Below are 19,143 nucleotides of genomic sequence, written 5' to 3'. Positions count from 1 at the left end.
AAAACCGCTGTTCTCTGCGTTAGATATTATGTAATTAGAGCCACTAGTTACTGCAATATCTGCCTTGATAACAACGATTTTTCCAATGCAACTGCTTATCCAGGTTGGTATTAGTGGATAGTAATTATAAATTAGCGCCAAGTTGCTGCTATCATGGTAAAAAATGATGGAGAAATAATAATGAAATCCAAATTACTGCTTGCTGGACTGCTTGCTGCCTCTACGGTGTTAAGCGGTTGCTCTGGGGACGAAGTCGGAGATGTCTCGCTGGGTATGTTCACCTTAAAGGATATAAAAATCGGCCATTTAAAAGATGATGTAGTAACAGGTGTCACATGCCATATCGCCTCTGTCGAAGCCAATTTAAGCCTTGCCGATCCAAGTGACAGTTCCATATCCTGCCGTCAAACGGGTGACATTACCCCAGAGATGATCGCACAAATTGACAAGTCTAAGTCAGGTGAAGTGGTCTTTAAGAAGTCCAAAAGCATCTTCTTCAAAACGATGAAGGTAAGACGCATCTATGATGCTGATAGCCAGACGCTACTGTATCTGTCATATACCACCAAAGAGACAGAAGGTAGCTTCAAGCATAGCCTATCGACCGTTCCACTCTATGGAACAAAAGCTTACCAGGCTCCCGCTGTCGCTGAATAAATTAGTATCGCGTTAAAGGTGAAGATAGTGCCTGTTCCCCCTCAATACTACTCTTCACCATTCAACATATTATTTTGAGAAACCAAGCAACTAAACGCACGCAAGACACGGTTAAAATTAATAATGATGGCAATACCATCTATCGCCATGATGACTTTATTTACACCTCACTGATTATGGCTCAGGTTCTGCCATGACAACATTACTCTCTACAAAACAAAAAGTGCGACTCTTCAAAGTCGCACTTTTTTGTCCTACCGTTTAATGGTTAGCTTATTATTCCGCTTAACTTTTAACATCAACCTTGCTGCAATTACCCCATAAACAACAGCCTGTAACCATAATTGCCCCCATAGGGACAACACTTGGTCAAAGTCGGCACCCATTTGGTTTATTCGCAGAAAAGCATTAATAGCTGGGGTTGATGGTGCTAATTGCGCCAGCAGTAATATAGGTTCAGGGATAATTTCAACAGGCCAAATAAATCCGGCCGAAAAAACCAATGGGAGTGAGCTTAGCAAAACCACAACAGTCGCCAACTCTCGCCTTGGGATCAGCTGCCCTAGAATCATCCCCAGAAAAATCACGCTTAACAAAAATGGCATCGTAATCAAAGCCAAATCCGTGATCGAAGCTAATCGACTGATGTGGTAATAGCTAAAACTGAACCCAAAGTAATACATAACTAAAGGCAGATAGATAAGGGTGAAGACGATACCACGAACAAGTACTACTCGCCTTGCTGGAAAATGTACCCAGTAGCCACTTTGGCCTGCTCGCAGGTATTCATTTTGCCCGCCCCCCAAAAGACCAACTGCAATCAGTAGTGTCTGGTGAAGGATCAATACAAATACCGCCGGTACCACATAGTTCACATAACCCATTGTCGGATTAAATACTGGCTGGGCATTGAGCTTAATCGCCGTGTAATGCTCAGCGGCCAATGCCATATCGCTACCCGCCATGACCATCCGGGCCACTTTTACCGTTGCGCCCAATGTACCTGCAGCCGTTGCGATCCCTTCAGCTATTGTGCCATAGACCAAAAAGTAAGCGGCATCACCACCGTAGGCCAAGGTTGGACTTTTGCCAAGCAAAACATCACGCTGGAAATTTTTAGGGATCACCAACAGCCCTTGCACCGAACCTTGATCCACCAGCGCTTTGGCGACATCAATCGACTCTGCCCGAGCGGAAATCATCACCTGTGGTGTCGCATCGACCATACGCTCAAGTTTGCGCCCTAATTCCGACTGATCTAAGTTGACGACAACTATCTGCTGCTCTCGTGGCAATTGGTTGGTATAGGGTAACGGATAAAGAAACGAGTAAATCAGTACCCCGCCAAACACAGTAAATAGAATCGATGGGTTGGTAAAAATAGCCTTTAGTTCAAACTTAAACAATGAACGCCAGCTCATACTCCCCCCTCATGCTTTGCACTTAATATATTTACTCGCCAAGCGGCCCCTATCCAAGTGATCAGAAAGGCTAGCAAGCACAGCAGCTGCGGCATCGCCTGTAGAGCTGTCATACCATGGTTTACCTGATGTAGTTGAACATCCAAATAATGACTCGCGGGCAGCATTGCCCGCCATACAAGCGCAAAAGTAGGCATGTCTGTTGCGGGGAAGGTCACCCCGACAAAGGCAAAAGCCGGAGCGGTAAAACCTGCCGCCAAACTCATCGCTTTGGTTGCATCAAGGGTGAACAAGTAGAACATGCTGGCCACACCTTGGCACGCCAGAACCATCAACAACTGGGCAAGTATCAAAATCCACCATTGCCCATGCATTGGCCAATCCAACACTCCATACAAGGCAACAAGGAAAATAAGCCCTTGGATAAAGAACAGCAGTGTGTAGGGGATGAGTTTGCTCATTAAGTGACTTTTAGGCGTTACACCTAACCAAGCGTTAATCCCTCCACGCCGCTGTTCCGCCGACAAAGCCATAATCGTGGTGATCACTATCGCGATTTGCCAAATAGCCGGAATAGTCGCCGACACCAGGAATTGACCATAATGACTATTTACGTTGTACAGCGGGGTGATCTGGTTTCTAACCGGAACGGCCTGTCCTAGCGCTTGCTGAGGAACACGGCTACCAGAGACCATATTTCTCATGGTATCGATTTGCGCGTTAAGGGTTCCCTGGGCCTGCATCACAGCGGAGTTCACCAATTTAGCAATCAGCACAAACTGGCTGTTATAAAACACAGTTGCCGTCGGTGATTTCCCTAACTTAGTGTCTTGCTCCAAATGGGTTGGGATCACCACCAGCGCATAAATATCTCCACCTCGAAGAGCATGGCTTCCCTCTGCAACCGAAGCATAGGTATTAGAAACCGCCAGAGTTGGGTTAGCATCGTAATAACGTACCAGCTGCCGCGAAATTTGACTGTGGTCTAAATCAACCACACCAACGGATAAGTCTCTTGCGATACCCGCCGAGAAGATGCCCCAAATTATTGCGAACAGCATCAGGGGCAGCCATGTTGCCATTGACAACAGCCAGCGCTCATTGCGGATCAGTCGCCATTCACGAGTGAATTGCATCATCATTCGCTTACAATCACACTCATACCAACACGAAGCCCAGCCACTGGTTCTATAGGGCGTGCTTCTACTTCAAACGTACGCATATCAAAACCCTGAGCAGCATCCGTTGTACGCCATGTAGCAAAGTCGCCCATCACGGCAACGTGAGTCACCTTAAAGGTGTATGCCTGATCGCCCAACGCCGGTACTCTCGCTTTAAATTCGGTTCCTTGCTGGTAGTGTCTTAGATTGTCTTCGCGAACATTGAACAGTGCCCAGGCATCGTCCATATCTACGACACTGACTACCGGAAAACCTTGAGGAGCAAGCTCACCTTCGTGCAAAAGCACTTGGCTGACTTCACCATCAAACCAACTGGAAATCTGGGTATCTGCCGCGTAGGCTTCGACTTCAGCCACCGCCCCTGCTGCCATACGAACCTTTTCTGCTGCAGCACGCTTGGTCTCTTCCCGCGCCCCTTCTTTGGCCATGGCGAACATTTGGTAGGCCGCTTGCTCGGTATAGCGCGCCGCTTGCCACTGGGTGTACGCTTCATCACGTTTTTGCTCTGCCATTACCCCTTCTCTATAGAGGTTATCCACACGGCGATAGGTCTTTTGCATCAATGTTGCAGCCGCTTTCGCTTTTTGCCATTGATCTCGTGCAGCCGCAACTTCCTGCTCTCGAGCCCCTTTTTCTGCCTGTTGTGACATCGCATCTGCAGCTTGCTCACCAGCACGGGCCTGCTCAAGCTTGGCATCAATTTCCGGACTCAATAGGGTAAACACTAAATCTCCTTTAGCAACCCTATCGCCTTTACGTACAAGGACTTGATCAATACGACCCGGCACTTTGGAAGAGATATTATAATACTGGGCCTCAATTTGGCCCTGCATACGAACAGGCGCAGGTTGATAAGCCAGCCAAAACTGATAACCCAGCCAGCCCACCACCGCGATGGCTGACACTGCAGCGGCGATCACTTTCGTACTTGATTTGCCGTTTTTCATGACTGAACCTCTAACCCTTGATATTGCTGATATTGTTTAAAGCTGTTGATTTCACTGCTGACCGCTAACAACCGGGCCAGAGAAATGACATATTGATAAGCGGCAGCTGCACGCTGAGTTTTCACTCCAGCCAGATACAACTCGGCGTCAACAACACCCAATGAGGTTGACAAGCCTTGGCTAAAAGCTTTTTCACGCAAGCTGACATTCTCTTTGGCCAATTCCAAGCTCGACGCTAAACCGTTGTATTCCTCTAAAGACTGCAGCGCCTCCCGGTAGGTTTTCTCTACCAGCACCGTGAGATCTTGCTCTGCCTGTGCACGAAGGTAGTTTACTTGGGTTACAGCACTGTGTGCCGCTTTCACTTTGCCTGAGCGGCCAGAGCTATCGAGCAGCGGAATATTCACCCCCACACCAACGGCCCAATCCGGTTCTGTTTTGGCTGCTAGCGTATCGTCTTCATAGAGGTTGTAGTTACCGTAAAGGTACACTTCCGGGTAATACTTACCCTTTTCCGCCGCCATCAAACCCTGGGCCTGTTTCTTTTTGGCATCAAGAAGTTGCAGGCCGGGGTAGCCTGCTAGTGTCTTATCGATAAACGCAGACATAGGTGGAAGAGATTCGTTCACAAACAGTGAAGAGATCGGTACTGCAGGCGTATCGACTTTCAACAGTTTGGTCAGGGCAACTTGGGCAATTTCCATGTCCCGCTGAGCTTTCTGACGCTCAACCCGGGCTTTATCATAAGATGCCTGCGCCTGCAGGCGCTCAACTTCGGCTATTTGGCCTTGTTGCTCTAATTTATTTGCACGCACGAAATGCTTTTTCAGGCCATTTTCGACCTCGATACGCGTTTCCAGAACCTGCTGAGCCAAAGCAACGCCAAAATAGAATTTAGAAAGGTCTTCAAAGGTCGCTTGCTGCTTCATGGCAAGCAGTTGGGTCGCTTCTTCAGTTTGGCCTTTCGCGATATCCTGTGCCGCGGTGATACGTCCCCCCGTGAAAATCGGCCACACTGCACGAATAGAGCTGGTGAATACCTCTCGATTAGTCAACTGTGATGTGAAAAGTTGGTCAAAAATCGGAAGGCCAGAAACAACATCACCAATAGGCATGCTCTCAATCAAGTCTGAAGGCTTAATTTCTACCGGCTTATCAAGCCGAGTATATTTCGCCGTGGCGCTGATTGATGGCAAATACAGGTCCTTCGCGGCATCCTGCATGTTTTGGCTACGCGCAATATTGGCTCGCTCAGCAGCAAGGCCATCATTTTGGCTGACCACGGCCTGCCAAGCATCAAGGAAGCTAACCGGATGTTGAGCCGGAGAGGCAGTCGCAACAGGGATGGAAGCGTTATGTGGGTCATTAACAATAATGTCATTGGCATTCGCAGATGCCGGTACAACCATCATCGCCCAACAGGTGAGCGCTGGCGTTAATCTCATTGTGAAAATACCTATATGCCTGTTTATTTGGCTTGATTTGCCAATTTTAGAGCAATAGCTCTAAAAATCAATAAATGTGGTGCAAGTCACGCAAGGTTAGGTACTCATATATAAAAAAGAACCTATATGAATTGACGTAAGAGCAAGTTTATACGTTCTACAGCTGCTGATAATGGCTAAGGGTCCCTATCCAAACTCAGAATAACTTTCTGGTACACCTTTGGGGTGAGACCACTAATACGCTTAAAAGAGCGGGAAAAATGCGCGATGTTTGAATAGCCCAGTTGGCTTGCAATATGCGTCAGTGATAAATCTTCGGCCATCATATCTACCGCAACGGTGTAAAGGAGGTTATCTTTGAGCCGTCGGAAGCTGGTTCGCTCCTCGGTTAATCTCCGCTGTAAGGTTCGCGGACTCATACTGAGTAACTCAGCCGCTTCTTCTAGCGTCAGGTTACGTTCCCTAACGTAAGGCAGTAAAGAGGTAAAAACCCGATCGGTAAAATTTGCATGCCAGCGAATTAAAGGCGCTTTGGCCTCTGAGTCTTTAGCTGTGATACGCAGTTGTTGTGCCAATACATCGTCGTCAATTAACCATTCAATCCTTTCATTACCAACGAAATACTGGATTGAATTACCCAAAATGGAGCTGTATATATCCGAGTCATTGGATTGAATCTTAATTTGACTCGGCAACCAGTCACTATGGGTAAGCACACGAATAAATTCGACCGCATATAATACAGCCCACACTTCAGACCATAAGAAGTGCGCGCTTTCATCAGCACGGCGCTTGCACCAATACCAGGTTCTGCCATGGCTTGACTCCAGACCAACATTAACCACAGTCGAATCATGTTGAAACACAGTTTGCGTCAGCTCCAAGGCATCTTTCACTGTTTTACAGTCGGCAAACTCACCGATCAGGCGGGGGATGGCTTTTCGGCGGATCGCGGTTCGTAATATTTCCCCGAACTGAGTAAGCCCCAACTGGTTAGCCAATAGATATATCAGCTTTTTCATCGGCTCTTGAGGCAGAAACTCTTGGTCTAAATCAAACAGATCCGGAGGCAGCCCGGAATCTTTGATTACTTTATGGGGGTCATGATTATATTCATAGAAAATCTCTACGATTAAACGAGCATAGCCAGACTTAATCAAAGGGACAATGGGATCTTTGCCACTGATCATACGCTTGAACTCAACATCTTTACCATAAACATTAAGGGTAGAGCGTAGCCTCGATATGGCAAATTCGAGCTAACGTGAACACGCTAACTCTGAGGAAGATTAGAACTATTTAAACGCAAAAAACTCATCATTACAGCCGGTGTGACCAGGTCCCCTTCTCACTACACAGACTTATACCAATCTGGATAAGTCGTTGATCAAATATTTATGTAGGTTGGTATTAATGCAACCAGACGCTTAGGCGCAACAAAGCAACTTGGGCCAAACTTATACCCAAGTCACTTCACGTTCAGGGTTTACCTCATATGGCTGTACCGGTATGCCGATTGATTTAGCACCGATCATCTTCGAGCTATGTGTGATTATTATCAGCGCAGCGATCCTCGGTACGCTTTTTTTGTATGCCTGCCAACCGATAATTCTGGCTTATATCGCCGCTGGGGTAGTTATTGGCCCCTACGGCTTCAACCTGATCCCTAATACCGAACACATCACCCAGTTCGGCAATATTGGTGTGATTTTGTTGCTGTTCCTTATCGGTTTGAACTTACAGCCCAACAAGCTACTTAGCTTATTTAAAGAAAGTGCCATTATCACCCTTGGCACCTGCGCTTTCTTTTTTACCGTTACGCTTCTGTTTTGCTTAGCTATTCAATTATCGATACTGGATGCGGTGATCAGTGCGGCAGCATTGATGTTTTCCAGTACAGTCATTGGCTTGAAATTAATCCCGACGACAACGCTTCACCATCAACGAATGGGGGAAGTGATCACCAGTATTTTGCTAGTACAAGACGTCATAGCAATCAGTGTAATCATCTTTCTCAATATGGACGGTGGCAATGCCATGTTGGTCGGTTTCCTGCTGATGCTGGGTAAGTTCGTCGCAATATGCACTCTCGCGTTTATCGGTGTACGCTACATTATATTGCCTCTTTTTCAGCGATTTGACGTCATTCAGGAATACAGTTTTCTAACAACCTTGGCGTGGTGTTTCTTCTGTGCTGAATTAAGCCATCAGGTTGGGTTATCTTATGAAAGTGGTGCGTTTATCGCGGGGATCTCGATTGCCACTAGCCGAGTCTCACAAGCTATTTCTGTACACTTAAAGCCACTGCGTGAGTTCTTTTTGATCTTGTTCTTCTTCGCCATTGGCGCAAGGATGAACTTCAGTGAGTGGAATATCTATACCTTCTTTGGACTGGCGTTTGGCGGTTTGCTGGTTGTGATCAAGTATTGGGGATTTTCTATTGCCTTAAAGCTCGCTAAAGAAAAGCCCACGATGCAATATGAGCTAAGTGCAAGACTCAGCCAAGCCAGTGAGTTTTCCTTCCTGGTTGCCTATGCGGCAATGATAAGTGGGGTATTATCGATGGAAGCGACCCTATTTATTCAAATGGCAACAATTACAACTTTTATCATCTCAACCTATTGGGTGGTAAACCGCTTCCCGACACCTATATCGACGATCAAAAAACTCCGCAAGGATTAATGCCCCCTACGTTGCTCCACTTGCCACAACCCGCTACCCCGTATATGGTTGGCTGGCCTGCAGCAGGATTTCATCATTGCTGACACTAATACGTACCATCGTTAAGCGCTCAAACCCTCTCTGAGCCGCTTTGTTGTTCAACCAACTATCCACACTCTTAATCTTTGCCTTGAGTGCTCGCTTAAAATTACGATGATCAAGTAAGATAAACTCTCGCTGGGTTGAAAAATCAGCTTGATTGATTAAGGTAAATAACTGGTCATCAAGTGTTTGCGTGTCTAATAGCTTAAGTCCTGACAATACATCCAAGGTTTCATCACCAACGGTAACTTGGGTGAAGACGTAATTCTGGCGACGCAAACCGGACAGCACGGCGTTGTAGTTAGCCAGTGACACCTCAAGACTATACTCCACTTTATCAACAACACCGTCAGCCATAAAAGCGGTCAGCATTCCCCCTTCGGTATGAAACAAGTTCGCGTCATCAAAACAAAATGCGGCATTCTCTTGTTCACTGTCTTCTGCTATACCAGTTTGATAAAGGGCTGAACAATCAAAACTGTCAGGGAGTGAGCGGACATAGTCCACAGAGTCACCAAACTCGAACTCTTGCAGCAGAGCCGTCGCATGGGTAACTGGTGAAAGCAACGTTGATATCACACTGAAGACAAACAAATAAGATGGTAATTTGGAGCAGGAAAGCAATTGAAAATAGGTGTGGGTACTCGAGAAAGCAAAAGGCATGATCAACACTCCATGTAAGCCACGATTATATATCAACCTGTAGGATTTAGAAGGTAGGACTTTGTCGATATACCCAAGAGACCCTAAAGATCTTGATTAGTTAGAAACACTGGGATGATAAGCAAAAACATTATGGGATTACGCTGGGTGATTTAGGCGCGCCGCTAAAATTGCTCGAAGAGCCGATGACCTTGGTACCTTTTTCTGATCTCAACCAATGGCTGGAAGATCTCGAACATGTGATTGGTGATCAGGCATACCTCAGCAAGATGGCGATTTCAAGACAGCAACTGCAACGCCGTCTCCATAAATTTGGTTGGAGCTTCAGTTCGATTACCAATTATGTTCTGTGTAACCAAGCCATAAAACATATGCAGGCTGATCTGAGTGTTAAAGAAATTGCGGAGGAACTGGGCTATAATACCAACCTACATAAATATTTGATCAGTCTTGCAGGTTAAAATCGCTGTTCTCTGCGTTAGAGATTTTGTAATTAGAGCCACTAGTTACTGCAATATCTGCCTTGATAACAACGATTTTTCCAGTGCAAATACTTGATCAACTACTTATCCAGATTGGTATAAAAATGTCCAAAGCTTTAGCAAGGCCTTCCAGCGCCAAAGGGGACAAACTCCCACCCAATGTAAAGAAAAACTGCTAGAACGTAGTCACCGCAGGTCCATTTGAATTCTATCCAAGTCCTTAAATACCCAGGTGACTTCATGTAGCAATATTTAGAGCACCTTTACTCAAGCATAAGCACTTAGTTAAGGGGCGCTTGGGTAGATTCGTGAACAAAATATAACACTAGGTTTGACGGGAACAATTCAAAGTGAAGCGCTGATCGGGGGTAATATGATGGCGCATAACAAACTCTGCTCGAGTATCACTTTCGAATTGAGGTTGAAAGAATATTCGATAGCCAAGCAGATCACGTCTTGCATCACTATCAAACGGGTTAACATTGTTTTTATCTACCACGATATCTCTGGTGAGATTAATAGGCCTCAATACATAGTCTAAACCGTTATGGAAGAAGCTGTAGTTTACAGCCAGCTTGAACTCCAATTGTACTTGATTGTTTTCTGAACGCCTTAGCCACTCTTCTGAATGAATCGTGCCATCAGGCATAAATTTATACGAGGTGGTCTCCAACATGTTTTCCGGAGTGTCTGGCCGTTTGCATAACCAAGTGCCTCCTTCCAGTTGAGTTGCAAAAGTCGGCGCTGCCAACATGCTACTTAGCATTAACCCTATGATCTGTAGCTTCATCCTTGAATCCTAACTTATATAATTCTAATACAATTAGTTATAGCAGTATCTATAACAACAAGACAGTGAATTTATGTTTAACCTATTTAGCTGCACAACGGCGATTTGAATATGAAAAAGGGAAAGCAATCGCTTTCCCTTTGGGTATTCGTTCTATCGTTTTATCAAGTCATCAACTAGAAGCGGTAGTCAACTGACCAAACAATTTGCTGTGAGTAATCAATCTTAGTGCCGTTTTTGCTGTAGTCCTGATCTAGGTAGCGGTAAGTCAAATCTGTTGACCAGCTGTCATTGATTTCATACATAGCACCAACCTGGCCACCCCAAACGAAATCTGTTGAGCTACTGCCGCTAATCTTATTATCGGCCACACCCGCAGAAACACCCGCGAATAGGTTTACATTCTGATGTACAGGTACAAGGTAATCATAAGAAGCTAGGAACATATTTTGTGATGACTTATCCATGTAACTGTAAGTACCCATAACACGGTGATGGTCATTCATAATTGCACCACCACGAAGCTGGTAAGTAGCATCTTCACCATTCTGGGCGTTTGTACCTTTCACGTTATCTTCTTGATAACCTACACCACCACCGACAAACCATTGTGTATCAGCTGCAAATGCTGGAGAGGCGGCTATTATTGTCAGTGCTAACGTCGAGATTGCTGTGATCTTTTTCATGTATATCTCCTTGGACTCCCAGCATCATCATTAATATCTTTTCTAATGTGCCGGATAAGTACTATATGATAAGTTCTGTTCGTTAATCACTATACAATTACTTCCTGAACGCAAACTTAAGATATAAAACGATGTTTTTTAACTTAATGCATACTGAACAAATAATGAAAAATCTCAATAAGGTCACTGCTAAAATTAAATGTAATTAATCAAAAACATTGCATTTGATTAATTATCAATTACAACCTATTGATAAATTAAGATCAATAACTGTAAATATTGATTAATTCAAGAAAAGCAATACACTAATTGAATGAAATGATATATATAAAAAGGAAACTTTGTCCTCTTTTTTATATACTTTCAGATTAAATTAAAACTTGTAGTCAACTGACCAAACAACTTGCTGGGTATAATCAATCTGATTTAAGCCTTCTTTGTAGTCTTGTTCTAAATAGCGGTAAGTCAAATCAGTTGAAAGATTATTGCTCAACTTATATTGCGCACCTACCTGTCCGCCCCAGACAAAGTCTGTCGAGCTATTACTCCCAAAATCAGTTTTAATCTTGTTATCAGCATAACCCATAGTCACACCGGCAAATAAGTTCACCTTCTCTTGAACGGGAATCAAGTAGTCATATGAGGCTAAGTACATATTCTGCGTAAGCTTATTTTCAAAGCCTAAAGCACCATTATACTTATCCTCAAAGTAGCTGTAAGTTGCGGTAAAGCGATGCTGGTCATTAACGATAGCACCACCACGGAATTGGTAAGTTACATCTTCAGCATTTTTACTTGGGTGAGCAAGAATAAAGTCTTGCTCAACTTTATCATTCTGGTAACCAATACCACCACCAACAAACCACTCGGTGGTATTTGCAAGCGCAGGTGTAGCAGCAAGAGTGGCGAGAATAAGAGCCGACGCTACAGCATACTTTTTCATGTGTGATTTCCTTTATTCAATATTATTGGCAGCTGTGCTTGCTGCCGTTTTGATAATGCACACTGTACACAATAAAGCTGAACGCAACCTTAAAATAAAAAACAACGTTTTATTTGGTGATTTTAAATTTCAAAACACATGAAAATACTTAACGCGGTTAGAATGACCCTATATGAGAAACCCGGCTTGGTGGCACGCCAAAGTAACGCTTGAATTCTCGGCTGAACTGGGTTGGACTCTCGTAACCCACCTTCAAGGCAGCGACATTTGCCGGCATGCCATCTTGCGACATCATGGTTTTGGCCTTATTCAGACGGATTTTTTTGATGTACTGCAAAGGCGGATCCGTAACAACTTGTTTGAAGGCTCGATGAAAGGCAGACACGCTCATACCTGCCATGTCTGCCAGATCATTGATTGCCAACTTTTCATCGTAATGTGACTGTACGTGAGATATCACCTTTGTCACCCGCGATAGTGCACTATCTTGTTTACAGTATTGCGCCAACAAATGCCCTTGATCACTTTTGAGCAAGTGGAAATAAAACTCACGCAGTAACTGCTTGCCTAACACGCGAGCATCCAACGGATCTTTCAGGCACCCCAGAAGACGGCAAATACAACCTCTAATATCAGGTGTAATTTGAGTCACCGCCACCCCACGACCGTTATCTTGTGATTTTGGTATCTCGCTATGTTGGTGATGCTCAAGAGTATCGACAAGTTCTTGGATAATGGTCAGATCAAAATCTATATCCAATCCAATTAACGGTGCCTCCGGCGAAGCAAACGTCTCACAGGCAATGGGATAAGGTGTTGCTACAATCAGGCAATGGTTTGAGTCATAATCAAATCGGTAATCATTAAGATGACCCACTTTATTACCCTGTAAAATCACCACCACGCCTTGCTGGTACATTTGGGGCGTCATCTTATGGTACTGATTTATCCGAAATAGCCGGATCCCCGGCACATCCAACTCAACAATCCCAGATTCCGTTACTAAGCCATAGAGATGACAGAGTTCTTCGCCTTTTTCGACACACTTTCTGGAAACTAATCCTGCTGAAGACCCCACGACACTTACCCCGCCTTTTATACTTAATCGTTGCCTATAACCACAAATCAAAGCACAAGTACCCATGAAATACTAGCGCTTAACGATTCAGCTCAATAAAACACACCATAAGATAATAGCTGTCACCCTTCGAACAAAAAAGTAGGTTTAGGCAAGTATTAAACAGTTTTGAGCATGACAATTTTCAAAGCATTGGCATAGACTGGTGTCATTATATTGCTATAAACAATCACAGCACACACTGGAGATACCTCATGGACAAGTTTACTTACCAGAACCCTACCCGTATTCACTTTGGTGAAGGCCAAATTGCGGCCATTACCAACGATATCCCTCAAGATAAAAAAGTCCTGGTGATTTACGGTGGCGGGTCGATTAAGAAAAACGGTGTATATGAGCAAGTAGAAGCAGCCTTGAGCGAACATAACTGGGGGGAATTTGCCGGTGTTGAGCCTAACCCACAATATGACACCCTGATGAAAGCAGTAAAAAAAATCAAAGACGAAGGTTTTGACTACCTGCTTGCTGTTGGTGGTGGCTCGGTGGTCGATGGCACGAAATTTATCGCAGCCGCCGCAGCTTACCAGGGCGAAGACCCATGGAATATTTTGGCCCAACAACACCCTGTCGAAAGCGCGCTGCCACTAGGTTGCGTATTGACGCTCCCTGCAACAGGCTCAGAAAGTAACATGGGCGCCGTGGTTTCCCGCGGAAAAGACAAATTGGCTTTCATGACACCAAAAGTTCAGCCTTTGTTTGCCGTGCTGGATCCGACGACGACACTTAGCCTGTCTCCACGCCAGGTCGCCAACGGGGTCGTTGATGCGTATGTCCATGTGATGGAGCAATATCTCACTTTCCCAGCGAATGCTAAAGTACAAGACCGCTTTGCCGAAGGCCTACTACTTAATCTTATCGAAGAAGGACCTAAAGCGCTTGCTACGCCTGACGATATCGATGTGCGTGCCAACATTATGTGGACCGCAACACAAGCATTGAACGGTTTGATTGGTGTCGGTGTCCCACAAGACTGGACCACTCATATGATCGGTCACGAGCTTACGGGTAACTACGGTATCGACCATGCACGCACGCTAAGCATTGTGCTACCAGCCGTCATGCGAGAACGCCGTGAAGACAAAGAAGGCAAATTGCTACAGTACGCAGAACGTGTATTTGGCATTACTGAGGGGTCAACTGATGAGCGTATCGAACAAGCGATTAGCCACACCATTGCTTTCTTCAAACAAATGGAAGTGCCGACCAGCTTGAGCGACATAGAACTAGGTACAGCAGATATCGATACTCTGGTAACAAGCCTAGAGAGACACGGTATGAAAGCGCTCGGCGAGCGTGGCAATATCACCGTCAGTGACAGCCGTGCCATTTTAGAAGCCGCTCTGTAAGAGAGTGCCAGAACGGAAATAAAAGAAAGACAATAGTCTGTCTTGCTGTCGTTAAGCCGATGAACTAATCATCGGCTTTTCTTCCATGCGGAAACAGTCTATCGACTTATCACAATACGATTATCGCTTTCCACTGGCTCATGATAAGTATTGGATGCCAACAAGGATGGTGACGAGTCCTGTCTAATCATCTCTTCATTGGCAGCGAGGATGATGCTACCACCTTTGATTAAATCGATAATTTCTCGGTTTTTTTCAGGTGGCAGTGCTGGGCAGCCCCAACTCCAGCCAATGAAATTATTCGACGCCAGAAAATCTGGAGATGCATAGTTTGCACCGTGGATCACGATATAACGCCGGCGGGCATTATCATTTATCCCCTCAGACAACCCATCAAGACGGAGTGAATAGCCGTATTTCCCATAGTACGTCTCAGCAGTTTTAAACACCCCCAATGAGGTCTGCTTCGAATTTACCGTATTGGAAAAGCGTTCCGCATACGCTCCTCCGCTTTCAATACCATGGGTAGTGTAGGTATGATACTTCAGCGTCTTATCAGCCAAATCAACAACATAAAACCTTTTCTCATTCGAAGGGCGACGAAAGTCAATAATCACCAAATTGGGATTCGCACCGGTGCCTTTGGTCATATAAGCTTCGACACCTTGTTTAAGCAATGCATAGTCAATGACTCCATCCAAAGAGGCCATTGAATACACCTCGCTGGCAAGTTTCTCGATATGCTCCTCTACAGTACCAGCCTGTGCAAAGGAAGAAAAAAGCAAAAACAGAAGTATTTTTTTGATCATAGTTATTAATATAAAGCGATTTTTTTACGATAAGGTTACCTTCATAATTTTAACAGATTAAATGCTAATGGTTTTTTTATCTCACCAATTCAGACAGATTTTCATAAAAAATTACAAATAAAGGCTTAAGAAACGACTCAACCCCTATCAGGTAGATATTCTACACTTAAACGATCTTGTCGATGTATATCCTATGGATAGTGATATGGAGTAAAAGATGAAGTGGATTATATTGTCGTTATTCTTGGCTTTTTCGAACACCATTAAAGCAGAAGCTGTTGATCTATCGAAACTTTATGAAGTTCATACCGAATTTGACTACAGCGACTTAGTCATCGAAGTGCAGGGGTTCAAGGTACCAACCCTTGCTGCATTCCGAGGCTGGGTATTAATGAACGGTAAACAGGCCGATATTCAGAAAGGACACGAATATTTCCTCGATAAAGGGGTAAAAGAAGGCATACCTCTCCACCTCGTGCTTTTACAGGGGACGGATTGGCGGCTGAGCAATACTAATGTTTTCAATCTTCCTGACGAGAAGGTCTGGAAGAACATGGCACGCACTCTTCTTTTCATTCAAGAGCATGTAATGCCCAAAACAGGCTTGCTTATTCCTGTCTCTGGCGACCGAAGTAAAGAGTACAACCAACATGCAGGAGGAGCCCCTCGCAGCTCTCACCTCGACTTTTGTGCACTTGATCTCGTCCCCATACGGAATATCTCTCGGGCTGAACTACATAAAATCCTCAAAAGTGTATACAACTCGGTTGGTAAGAAAAATAAGATGGGTCTTGGCCTCTACAGTGGTGTGCGCTTTCATATCGACACCTGTGGCTACCGACAGTGGTAGCTTGTATAAACATGGCTTTTGATAAACGAATCAAAAAGGGGGATTTATCCTACTTTCTTTCCTTGATCTGAGTGATAAAATGCGTGGGTGAATATAGATCAAAATACATACTTATCCGTTCTGATTCACATGCTAGAGAACAGCCCTTATCCGGCAGGATTAAAGTCTAAGGATGGCATTTTTGCCTTTGCCAACAAAGCTTACCGTGACTTAGTCAATGCACCTTCAGATATAGCGGGCCTCACTGATCGTGATCTACCATGTGATACAGCCCAATTTGCATCTGAATTTGTACGGCAAGACATACATGCATTAACAGAAAAAAAGATAGTGACAACTATTGATGCGCACAAGTACGCATATGGGTTTGATGCTTACACTTTTGAAAAGCGACCAGTCATCATTAATGACGAACCTTGGGGAATCCAGTTCAGCGCGACCAACTTAAGGAAATTGGTAAACTTGGCTTCTTTTGCTGAAATTATGGCACTAAACAGTACCCATACTTCTTTCAGCACCATAAAGCCCGAGCGCATGCAGTTAACACCTTCCCAGGAAATTGTGCTGTTTTGGCTGCTGCGTGGACGACAAACCAAGCAGATTGCCCATTTGATTCACCGAACCCCAAAAGCAGTGGAAAAACAAATCGCCAACTTGATCGCGCGTTTTTCTGACATAGGTGTGACTAACCGTGCATCATTGATAGAGTATGCCCGTTGTAACGGTTGGCTTTCTGTCATCCCTGAACAACTATTCAAAACACCGGCATCGATCATTGTTTAATGTTGCATTGGCAATTCGGAAATTAAAAGCCAGCAGCTCACCTCTGCTGGCTTAGCGACAACATTACGTTCGATTTAGTCATCAGTATGGGGCGCCAAAGCCTGACGTACAAAAGCCTGTAATGCCGTTAGCCGCGCCGTATTACGCAGCGAGGGCTGATACAGCATATACAAATCAATGGCTGGTAATGAGTAGTCTTGCAGTATCGATAGGATGGATCCTTCTGCCAGCGCGTCACTGACCTGAAAGATTGGTTGCAAGGTAATACCCGCCCCTTCCAACGCAGCTGCCAGCCTTGCCTGCCCACTGTTCATGGTAATGCGAGAAGTCACTTTAGGTGCACTGATTTTCTGGCCATCAAAGAAGCGCCACTTAAGAGGGTCTTGTGAGAGGTTACTCTGCAAGCATTGGTGACGATCAAGCTCATCCGGGTGTTGCGGAGTGCCATACTGCTGCAAATAGGCCGGTGAAGCACAGGCGATAATTGGATAACTGCATAACTTGGTTGCGACCAAATAATCATAACCTTCTAACTGCTCACGAAAGATAACATCGTAACCCTCCTTCTTCATATCCGGCGGGCTATTTTCCAGGGTAAGATCAATTTCGAGCTTTGGGTATTGTTGCTGAAACTGGGCAAGTATTGGTGCCAAAGCCTTAATCCCGAAATTCACCCCCGCTGCGATTTTCAGGCTTCCAGTCGGCTCACTCATGTTGCGGTAGATATCTTCCTGAGCCGCTTTCAACTCCGCCAGCACGATCAGGCACCGCTGATAATACTGTTCACCCGCAGCCGTCAAACTCTGAAATCGAGTAGATTTTGTCAATAGCTTTGCACCAATTGCTGACTCTAACCCCCTGACATGCTTACCCACCATTTGAGCACTGATCCCGCGCTCCTCTGCAACTGCAGCAAATGAACCTAGCTCTACTGCTCGGACAAAAATTTCGATACTGGTTAAGCGATCCAACAGCTTGCTCCATTATTACCAATTATATGATTCTATTTTAACCAACATTCGAAACCAAGGGTTTCTAGTCAATTCCTTCTCGGTGAGTTTATCGGAAGCAACTTTATTCATAGAATCTGTTATTCGCTACTAACATCGAGAGAAACACTGTGCCTTTTGCCGCTCCCAAAGAGGTCGCTTTTGGCGATCTTTACCTTCCCCCGCTGCTGGTCGCTGCATTACTGGGGTTGGTTTGTACCTCCCTTACTGTGCATTTGCTTAATCGGCTGCGCTGGTTTCGCCATGTCGCTAGCCCACCGTTGGTAGAGCTCTCATTGACGATCATCTACACCGTTATTGTCGGTACCTATGTTTTTCCTTCTTAATTGAACCCGGAGCCTACTTTGATTAAACGTTTCAGCATCACAACCTGCTTACTCCTTTTAGCTGTTACCGCTATAGGCTGGAAATACCAACAATATTTACACAACCCATGGACTCGAGATGGTCAAATCCGCGCCCAGATCATTCAGGTGACCCCTCGTGTCACCGGCCCGATCATTAATCTGCCTATTAGTGACAACAGCGAAGTGAAAGCGGGTGATGTGTTGTTCGAAATCGATCCCCGTACATACAAAGCAGCGCTGGCAAAATCAAAGGCTAGTTTGGTACAAGCACAAGCCCAACTAAATAAAGCTCAGGATGAAGCCAAGCGAGGCCATTCACTCTCTCGCCGCCAGCCCGGTTCCATCTCACAGCTAACGCTTAGCCAGCTCAACAATGCCGTTGAATCCGCCCAAGCCGGTGTGATGGTAGCCAAAGCTGCCCGTGAAGAAGCCGAACTCAATCTCGGGTTTACCAAGGTAACCGCACCGGTGGACGGCTTTATTACCAACCTCACACTACGAGTGGGCAGCCAAGTCGTTGCGAATCAACCGGTCGTCGCCCTGGTGGATAAAAATAGCTTCTGGATCGAAGGCTTCTTCAAGGAAACAGACATCCAGGATGTCCCCCCCGGAGAACAAGCAGTTGTCACCTTGATGGCATACCGTAACCAGCCGTTACAGGGGCGCGTCGATAGCATTGGTTACGGAATCGCCCACCAAGATGGCAGTACTGGCGTCTCCTTGCTTCCTAATGTGAACCCTAACTTTCAATGGATCCGTCTTGCCCAGCGTATTCCCGTCAGAATTACGCTCGACGATTTGCCTGAAACTATCCAGCTTCGCGTCGGGGCGACCGCATCCGTCATGATCAACAAATCTCAACCACAAGATACCCAGTAAGGA

The 19,143-nt window shown here is 45.2% G+C and carries 19 protein-coding genes and 1 pseudogene; 8 read left to right on the top strand and 12 right to left on the bottom strand.

Features of this window, described 5'->3' with window-relative positions:
• The first annotated feature begins 180 nt into the window (after positions 1-180).
• On the top strand, positions 181-657 hold the full coding sequence (locus ACVA53_RS01625; protein WP_255041815.1) for a CreA family protein: 477 nt from the start codon (positions 181-183) through the stop codon (positions 655-657).
• A gap of 254 nt (positions 658-911) precedes the next feature.
• Here the strand turns inward: ACVA53_RS01625 and ACVA53_RS01620 are convergent, their stop codons facing one another.
• From ACVA53_RS01620 to ACVA53_RS01600, 5 genes are all read right to left on the bottom strand, one after another.
• A complete protein-coding gene (locus ACVA53_RS01620) occupies positions 912-2,078 on the bottom strand; it encodes an ABC transporter permease (RefSeq protein WP_255041814.1) in 1,167 nt (388 codons plus the stop codon).
• Positions 2,075-3,220 carry an ABC transporter permease gene (locus ACVA53_RS01615; RefSeq protein ID WP_255041813.1) on the bottom strand — a complete coding sequence of 382 codons (1,146 nt, stop codon included), beginning with the start codon at positions 3,218-3,220 and terminating at the stop codon, positions 2,075-2,077. Before ACVA53_RS01615 ends, ACVA53_RS01620 begins: the two co-directional genes overlap by 4 nt.
• Complete coding sequence (locus ACVA53_RS01610; protein ID WP_255041811.1) at positions 3,217-4,206, bottom strand: HlyD family secretion protein; 990 nt, start codon at positions 4,204-4,206, stop codon at positions 3,217-3,219. The genes ACVA53_RS01615 and ACVA53_RS01610 overlap by 4 nt, the downstream gene beginning before the upstream one ends.
• Positions 4,203-5,651: a TolC family protein gene (locus ACVA53_RS01605; RefSeq protein WP_255041809.1), complete on the bottom strand. Its 1,449-nt coding sequence runs from the start codon at positions 5,649-5,651 to the stop codon at positions 4,203-4,205. Before ACVA53_RS01605 ends, ACVA53_RS01610 begins: the two co-directional genes overlap by 4 nt.
• A gap of 176 nt (positions 5,652-5,827) precedes the next feature.
• Positions 5,828-6,841, bottom strand: coding sequence for a helix-turn-helix domain-containing protein (locus tag ACVA53_RS01600; protein WP_255041808.1), 1,014 nt, complete (start codon positions 6,839-6,841; stop codon positions 5,828-5,830).
• 319 nt (positions 6,842-7,160) lie between these two features.
• On the opposite strand from ACVA53_RS01600, the gene ACVA53_RS01595 reads away from it, so the two are divergent.
• Positions 7,161-8,333, top strand: a complete 1,173-nt coding sequence (locus ACVA53_RS01595; RefSeq protein ID WP_274126258.1) for a cation:proton antiporter domain-containing protein — start codon at positions 7,161-7,163, stop codon at positions 8,331-8,333.
• Positions 8,334-8,366: 33 nt separating this feature from the next.
• Here ACVA53_RS01595 and ACVA53_RS01590 read toward each other — a convergent pair whose 3' ends face one another.
• Complete coding sequence (locus tag ACVA53_RS01590; RefSeq protein ID WP_446504370.1) at positions 8,367-9,077, bottom strand: hypothetical protein; 711 nt, start codon at positions 9,075-9,077, stop codon at positions 8,367-8,369.
• Between the two features lie 185 nt (positions 9,078-9,262).
• On the opposite strand from ACVA53_RS01590, the gene ACVA53_RS01585 reads away from it, so the two are divergent.
• Positions 9,263-9,538, top strand: coding sequence for a hypothetical protein (locus tag ACVA53_RS01585; RefSeq protein ID WP_446504369.1), 276 nt, complete (start codon positions 9,263-9,265; stop codon positions 9,536-9,538).
• A 346-nt stretch (positions 9,539-9,884) separates the two neighbouring features.
• On the opposite strand, the gene ACVA53_RS01580 is transcribed toward ACVA53_RS01585, so the two are convergent.
• From ACVA53_RS01580 to ACVA53_RS01565, 4 genes are all read right to left on the bottom strand, one after another.
• Positions 9,885-10,349, bottom strand: coding sequence for a hypothetical protein (locus tag ACVA53_RS01580; RefSeq protein ID WP_255041804.1), 465 nt, complete (start codon positions 10,347-10,349; stop codon positions 9,885-9,887).
• A 176-nt stretch (positions 10,350-10,525) separates the two neighbouring features.
• Entirely contained in the window at positions 10,526-11,035 is a 510-nt protein-coding gene (locus ACVA53_RS01575) for a porin family protein (RefSeq protein WP_446504368.1), read from the bottom strand.
• A 373-nt stretch (positions 11,036-11,408) separates the two neighbouring features.
• Complete coding sequence (locus tag ACVA53_RS01570) at positions 11,409-11,978, bottom strand: porin family protein (RefSeq protein ID WP_446504367.1); 570 nt, start codon at positions 11,976-11,978, stop codon at positions 11,409-11,411.
• 157 nt (positions 11,979-12,135) lie between these two features.
• Positions 12,136-13,056 (bottom strand): AraC family transcriptional regulator, encoded by a 921-nt coding sequence (locus tag ACVA53_RS01565; protein ID WP_255041802.1) that lies wholly within the window; start codon positions 13,054-13,056, stop codon positions 12,136-12,138.
• A gap of 254 nt (positions 13,057-13,310) precedes the next feature.
• Here ACVA53_RS01565 and ACVA53_RS01560 point away from each other — a divergent pair, with 254 nt between their 5' ends.
• The gene (locus ACVA53_RS01560) at positions 13,311-14,462 is read left to right on the top strand and encodes an iron-containing alcohol dehydrogenase (protein WP_446504366.1); all 1,152 of its coding nucleotides are present in this window, start codon (positions 13,311-13,313) and stop codon (positions 14,460-14,462) included.
• 200 nt (positions 14,463-14,662) lie between these two features.
• On the opposite strand, the pseudogene ACVA53_RS01555 reads toward ACVA53_RS01560, so the two are convergent.
• A pseudogene (locus ACVA53_RS01555) lies at positions 14,663-15,268 on the bottom strand (murein L,D-transpeptidase catalytic domain family protein); the annotation flags it as partial.
• A gap of 220 nt (positions 15,269-15,488) precedes the next feature.
• Between ACVA53_RS01555 and ACVA53_RS01550 the strand changes: the two are divergent.
• On the top strand, positions 15,489-16,121 hold the full coding sequence (locus ACVA53_RS01550) for a D-Ala-D-Ala carboxypeptidase family metallohydrolase (RefSeq protein ID WP_255041799.1): 633 nt from the start codon (positions 15,489-15,491) through the stop codon (positions 16,119-16,121).
• A gap of 129 nt (positions 16,122-16,250) precedes the next feature.
• Positions 16,251-16,904, top strand: a complete 654-nt coding sequence (locus ACVA53_RS01545) for a LuxR family transcriptional regulator (RefSeq protein ID WP_446504365.1) — start codon at positions 16,251-16,253, stop codon at positions 16,902-16,904.
• Between the two features lie 74 nt (positions 16,905-16,978).
• On the opposite strand, the gene ACVA53_RS01540 is transcribed toward ACVA53_RS01545, so the two are convergent.
• Positions 16,979-17,875 (bottom strand): LysR substrate-binding domain-containing protein, encoded by an 897-nt coding sequence (locus ACVA53_RS01540; RefSeq protein WP_446504364.1) that lies wholly within the window; start codon positions 17,873-17,875, stop codon positions 16,979-16,981.
• A 149-nt stretch (positions 17,876-18,024) separates the two neighbouring features.
• Between ACVA53_RS01540 and ACVA53_RS01535 the strand changes: the two genes are divergently transcribed.
• Both ACVA53_RS01535 and ACVA53_RS01530 read left to right on the top strand, forming a co-directional pair.
• Positions 18,025-18,240 (top strand): DUF1656 domain-containing protein, encoded by a 216-nt coding sequence (locus tag ACVA53_RS01535; protein ID WP_446504363.1) that lies wholly within the window; start codon positions 18,025-18,027, stop codon positions 18,238-18,240.
• A gap of 18 nt (positions 18,241-18,258) precedes the next feature.
• A complete protein-coding gene (locus ACVA53_RS01530; RefSeq protein ID WP_446504362.1) occupies positions 18,259-19,140 on the top strand; it encodes an efflux RND transporter periplasmic adaptor subunit in 882 nt (293 codons plus the stop codon).
• The last annotated feature ends 3 nt before the right edge of the window (positions 19,141-19,143 follow it).

It is taken from the genome of Photobacterium sp. DNB23_23_1, from assembly GCF_052873815.1.
The sequence above is the reverse complement of the archived record's forward strand: the minus strand, read 5'-3'. Positions and strand labels throughout refer to the sequence as shown.

What these genes read in the sequence shown, in the direction of transcription:
- ACVA53_RS01625 (WP_255041815.1), top strand. Translation starts at nt 181, where the DNA reads ATGAAATCCAAATTACTGCTTGCTGGACTGCTTGCTGCCTCTACGGTG.
- ACVA53_RS01620 (WP_255041814.1), bottom strand. Translation starts at nt 2,078, where the DNA reads ATGAGCTGGCGTTCATTGTTTAAGTTTGAACTAAAGGCTATTTTTACC.
- ACVA53_RS01615 (WP_255041813.1), bottom strand. Translation starts at nt 3,220, where the DNA reads ATGATGATGCAATTCACTCGTGAATGGCGACTGATCCGCAATGAGCGC.
- ACVA53_RS01610 (WP_255041811.1), bottom strand. Translation starts at nt 4,206, where the DNA reads ATGAAAAACGGCAAATCAAGTACGAAAGTGATCGCCGCTGCAGTGTCA.
- ACVA53_RS01605 (WP_255041809.1), bottom strand. Translation starts at nt 5,651, where the DNA reads ATGAGATTAACGCCAGCGCTCACCTGTTGGGCGATGATGGTTGTACCG.
- ACVA53_RS01600 (WP_255041808.1), bottom strand. Translation starts at nt 6,841, where the DNA reads ATGATCAGTGGCAAAGATCCCATTGTCCCTTTGATTAAGTCTGGCTAT.
- ACVA53_RS01595 (WP_274126258.1), top strand. Translation starts at nt 7,161, where the DNA reads ATGCCGATTGATTTAGCACCGATCATCTTCGAGCTATGTGTGATTATT.
- ACVA53_RS01590 (WP_446504370.1), bottom strand. Translation starts at nt 9,077, where the DNA reads ATGCCTTTTGCTTTCTCGAGTACCCACACCTATTTTCAATTGCTTTCC.
- ACVA53_RS01585 (WP_446504369.1), top strand. Translation starts at nt 9,263, where the DNA reads ATGACCTTGGTACCTTTTTCTGATCTCAACCAATGGCTGGAAGATCTC.
- ACVA53_RS01580 (WP_255041804.1), bottom strand. Translation starts at nt 10,349, where the DNA reads ATGAAGCTACAGATCATAGGGTTAATGCTAAGTAGCATGTTGGCAGCG.
- ACVA53_RS01575 (WP_446504368.1), bottom strand. Translation starts at nt 11,035, where the DNA reads ATGAAAAAGATCACAGCAATCTCGACGTTAGCACTGACAATAATAGCC.
- ACVA53_RS01570 (WP_446504367.1), bottom strand. Translation starts at nt 11,978, where the DNA reads ATGAAAAAGTATGCTGTAGCGTCGGCTCTTATTCTCGCCACTCTTGCT.
- ACVA53_RS01560 (WP_446504366.1), top strand. Translation starts at nt 13,311, where the DNA reads ATGGACAAGTTTACTTACCAGAACCCTACCCGTATTCACTTTGGTGAA.
- ACVA53_RS01550 (WP_255041799.1), top strand. Translation starts at nt 15,489, where the DNA reads ATGAAGTGGATTATATTGTCGTTATTCTTGGCTTTTTCGAACACCATT.
- ACVA53_RS01545 (WP_446504365.1), top strand. Translation starts at nt 16,251, where the DNA reads ATGCTAGAGAACAGCCCTTATCCGGCAGGATTAAAGTCTAAGGATGGC.